A 4177-nucleotide genomic window follows, 5' to 3' on the forward strand; every position below is an offset into this window, starting at 1 on the left:
CTGATTATGGAAAGCAATAATCAGGATGCGCTGTATTTAATGGCATTTTTTACTGCACAACAAGGTAATGAAAAGCAAGCAACGTATTGGCGAGAAAAACTTGCGCAAATTGCACCGCAAGATCCACGAATTGAAGGATTAAAAAACATCCGATCATCACAATTTAGTGAACAACAATTAGGATATGCCAGAGAGTTAGCGAAAAAGGGGCAACATGAAGAAGCAATAAAAGCATATCAACGTTTATTTGTTAGCAGTGAGCCACCTGAAACACTGGCGTTAGAATATTATCAAACCATGGCTGGTGTGCCCGCTATGTTGCCTCAAGCTATTACGGGATTAAAGCAACGTGCTGCATTAATGCCTGATAATAAAGAAACACAAAAAGCATTAGGATTAACGCTCACGTATAACGAAGAGACTCGCCGCGAAGGAATAACTATTTTAGGCAATATCTCGGGTGATGAATCAGCCCAAAAAGGCCTGCGTCAAGCACTGCTATGGTTGAATGCTCGCCCTGATGATGACGTGTTATATAAAACCTATTTGCAAGCAAACCCAAACGATAAAGCGGTTGCAGAACATTTCCAAGGTGCGATCCAAGGAAATGCACGCCAAGCGGGTTATACCGCATTAAATAAATGTAAATTGAAAGAGGCCGAAGGTTATTTCAAACAAGCGTTAGCGGCAGATAACAGTGATGCGCAAGCCTTAGCGGGGTTAGGTTATATTGCATTACGTTCAGGTGATCTAACGACAGGTCAGCGTTTATTAAACCAAGCTGCGCAATCAGGTGGCGAACAAGGTAGTAAATGGAAGCAACAAGCGGAAGATGCGGGGTTTTATGCACAATTACGCAACGCACAACAACGTGCTAAACAAGGCAATATTCAACAGGCTCTCGATCAATTAGCCCCCTTAACAGGGGCTTCAGGCGAAAAAGGGGTATCTGCTAACTTATTACAGGCTGATTTATTACGTAAGCAAGGTAATTTACCTGCTGCTCACCAATTGCTGTCAGGGCTTTATCAGCAAAATAGCCGTAATGAAAAAGTGATTTCTGCTTATTATTACTTATTAGTTCAGGAAGGACAGAATACAAAAGCGGAACAATTACTGGCTCAACAATCTGCCTCTTTGCGTCAAAAACTGACTGCGAATACAGATCCTTCTGAGAAATTACGTCGTGAAGCGCAAAAAGCGTTAGAAAATGGTGATCGTGTTCAAGCAAAACAATGGCTTTTACAAGCTCAGCGTAAAAACCCGCAAAATAACTGGGTTTACCTTGATTTAGCTCGCCTAATGGTCGCTGATGGCGACAGCGCTGGTGCGAAAAACATCATTTCACAGCTACAAAACCGTAGAACAAAAGATTCTGATTATGTGGCATCTCTGTTTTATGTTGAGCAAAAAGAGTGGGATAACGTTTTTAACTTACTCAGTCGTCATAATCCACAAACCGAAGCTGAAAAAGCGTTATTACAGCGTGCTCGTTTTCATCGCCAACTTGCGCAAGCTGACCATTACCGTCAGTCAGGAAACCTTGTTGCAATGCGCAATATTTTACGTCCATTAATTAATCAAGTTGCTGATTATCCAAATGATGTGGGTGAATTAGCAGAAAAATTGGTTAACAGTGGATTAAATGATGAAGCGTTACAATTAGTTGAAAGTGATATTGCAAAAGGCACGAAAGGTTCAGTTGGTAACTATGCTGGTCATATCAATGTTCTCAATGAATTAGGTCGTTATACACAGGCATCTAGCTTAATTAATGATCCCGCTTTACAACAAGAAACATCGGTTATTGAAAAAAAAACGTTTAGAAGTTGCCACTCACGTTGCGCAAGCAGATAACTTACGTGAAAAAGGTGAAATAAAAGCGGCTTACGATACGTTAGTCGTTGCTTTAAAAACATCACCGAATGATCCTGAGTTATTAATGGCATTAAGTCGTGTTTATTTAGCGCAATCAATGCCTGAACAATCAAACAAAATTCTTTCTTATTTAGAAAAAGAGCAAGGAAAAGATAGCAAATTAATCCAAGCTCAAATCGAAGTGGCATTAGCTCAAAAAGAGGGAAGAAAAGCACAGCAGTTATTGCAGCAAATACCTTCATCTTCACAACCTGCTTATTTATTACAAGCCGCGCAGATTGCGCAACTAAATGGTGATAATCGTAAAGCATTAACGTTACTGCGCAGTGCGCAGTGGCAAAACAGTGATAGCACATTAAAAACCTCAGCGGGTCAATTAAGTGCCTTAGGGGAAAGTGATAACCCTACTATTGCGGGTTCTATTTATGAACGTAAAGAGATGGCATCGGTTCAACGTTCTATTCGTGAACTAGAAGAGAAAGTCTCACCTTGGGTTCAAGGTGGTATAGCGATACGTCATCGTAATGGTGATAAGGGATTATCCAATGTCACTGAAATTTCAGCACCAATCAGTATTTCAAGTGTGCCGGGTGAAGAACTCCGTTGGGAATTTAGTGTTAATCCTGTTTCGATGACAAGTGGTTCGGTTTCAGGAGAAAGAGCTAACCGCTTTGGTACTGGTCAGCTTCAACATGCCGAACGCTTTGCGAAAAATAGCGATAACCATGATGAGAAAAATAAAATTAATGCCGATGAAGCGGGTAGCCAACGCGCATCTGGTGTTGAATTAGGACTACGTTTATCAGACAAGGATGTCAGCTTTGATGTGGGATCAACGCCATTAGGTAAAGATACGGCAACGGTTGTCGGTGGCCTCACATATTCACCTCAAATTAGCCAAAATGGGCAATTAACACTGACAGCAGAGCGCAGAGCCATAAAAGATAGTCTACTTTCTTATATGGGGCGTACTGATCCCATGACAGGTGAAAGTTGGGGGCGTGTAACACGTAATGGCGCTAAAGTTCAATATGCCTGGGATGATGGGAAAATGGGGGCTTATGCTGGTGGTGGTTACTATAACTACCAAGGTAAAAGTGTTGCGAGTAATGATGAAGTGAAAGCATGGATTGGCTCTTATGCTAAGTTCTATCAAGATGATCAACAAGAGGTAAAAGCAGGTGTACATGTTGATTATATGAACTTTAGAAATAACCAAAATTACTTCTCATTAGGACACGGTGGTTACTTTAGCCCACAAGATTATGTGTCTGTTTCATTGCCTGTTGCTTATACCCGCCGCTTTGAAAAAGGCGAAGTGTCATTAAATGGTGCAATAGGGATACAAAGTTACAAGCAAAAAGGTAGCGATTATTTTCCAACGCATAGTTATATGCAAAACGCATTAAATAAAAAGAATGCGAGTGATCCTCGTATTAAATCTCAGTATGAAGAAGAAGACGAAACAAATTTCACTTACAGATTAGGTTTAGACGCGAAATATTATTTAAACAAAGAAACCGAGTTAGGTGTCAGCTTATCTCATGATACATCGGGTGATTATGCTGAAGATAATATGTGGTTACACTTAAAATATACCCCAGACTTCCTGTCTAAATAATTAAGGAGATAAATAATGAATAAGCATGACAGTGATATTTTACAATTACCTTTTGAAAGTGGCTGGCAAGATTTAACTCAATTATTATTTTTTCAAATTTTAAATGACAATGATATTTCTACTGCGGGAAATAAATTAAGGAATATAGGTAAAGATATTGCCTTACGTTACCCTTTACCTGAAAGCGAGAATATTCAATCAATTGAATTACATATAAATCGCGTATTAACGCTATTTAAATGGGGATTTGTCACAATATCTCCTGCAATGAGCGAACTTTTACTGGTTCATTGTGCATGGCCTCATTTTACGCACAGCCAAGATGATGTTCAGTGGCGTATCGCGAGTGTGGGGGTTTTAGAAGGGTTATATGAAGGTTGGTTAACGAATCAAGGTGGTAATGCCACAATGCAAGTGCATCGTCAATCTACTGATGCAAAAGATGTCTTTATTTTCCGCTATGCGCATAACTCATCAGCTGAATAATAATATATATGCTTTATTGATTAGCATAGGAGGTCAAAAATGAATGAAATGATATTTAATGATGATAATTCTAAGAGCTTATTAATAAAGCAATTTACCAATAATGTTTTCATGATGTTAGTAACCGATATTAATGGCATCATTATTTATGCAAATAAAAAATATTGTGAATTCAATAATATTAGTTTTGTA

Annotated in this window: 3 protein-coding genes; all 3 read left to right on the plus strand. The window is 39.0% G+C overall.

Annotated elements, in window-relative coordinates:
• Positions 1–1857 (plus strand): tetratricopeptide repeat protein (locus tag BHE89_RS25595; RefSeq protein WP_286146075.1); only part of this gene is annotated, 1857 nt, incomplete at its 5' end.
• Positions 1808–3499 carry a cellulose synthase subunit BcsC-related outer membrane protein gene (locus tag BHE89_RS25600; protein ID WP_286146076.1) on the plus strand — a complete coding sequence of 564 codons (1692 nt, stop codon included), beginning with the start codon at positions 1808–1810 and terminating at the stop codon, positions 3497–3499. The genes BHE89_RS25595 and BHE89_RS25600, both read left to right, overlap by 50 nt.
• A gap of 15 nt (positions 3500–3514) precedes the next feature.
• Positions 3515–3985, plus strand: a complete 471-nt coding sequence (gene bcsD, locus BHE89_RS10805; protein WP_069367384.1) for a cellulose biosynthesis protein BcsD — start codon at positions 3515–3517, stop codon at positions 3983–3985.
• Positions 3986–4177: the final 192 nt, after the last annotated feature.

This window comes from Shigella sp. FC1967 (assembly GCF_001743005.1).
Taxonomy (GTDB): Bacteria; Pseudomonadota; Gammaproteobacteria; order Enterobacterales; family Enterobacteriaceae; genus Proteus.

What these genes read in the sequence shown, in the direction of transcription:
- bcsD (WP_069367384.1), top strand. Translation starts at nt 3,515, where the DNA reads ATGAATAAGCATGACAGTGATATTTTACAATTACCTTTTGAAAGTGGC.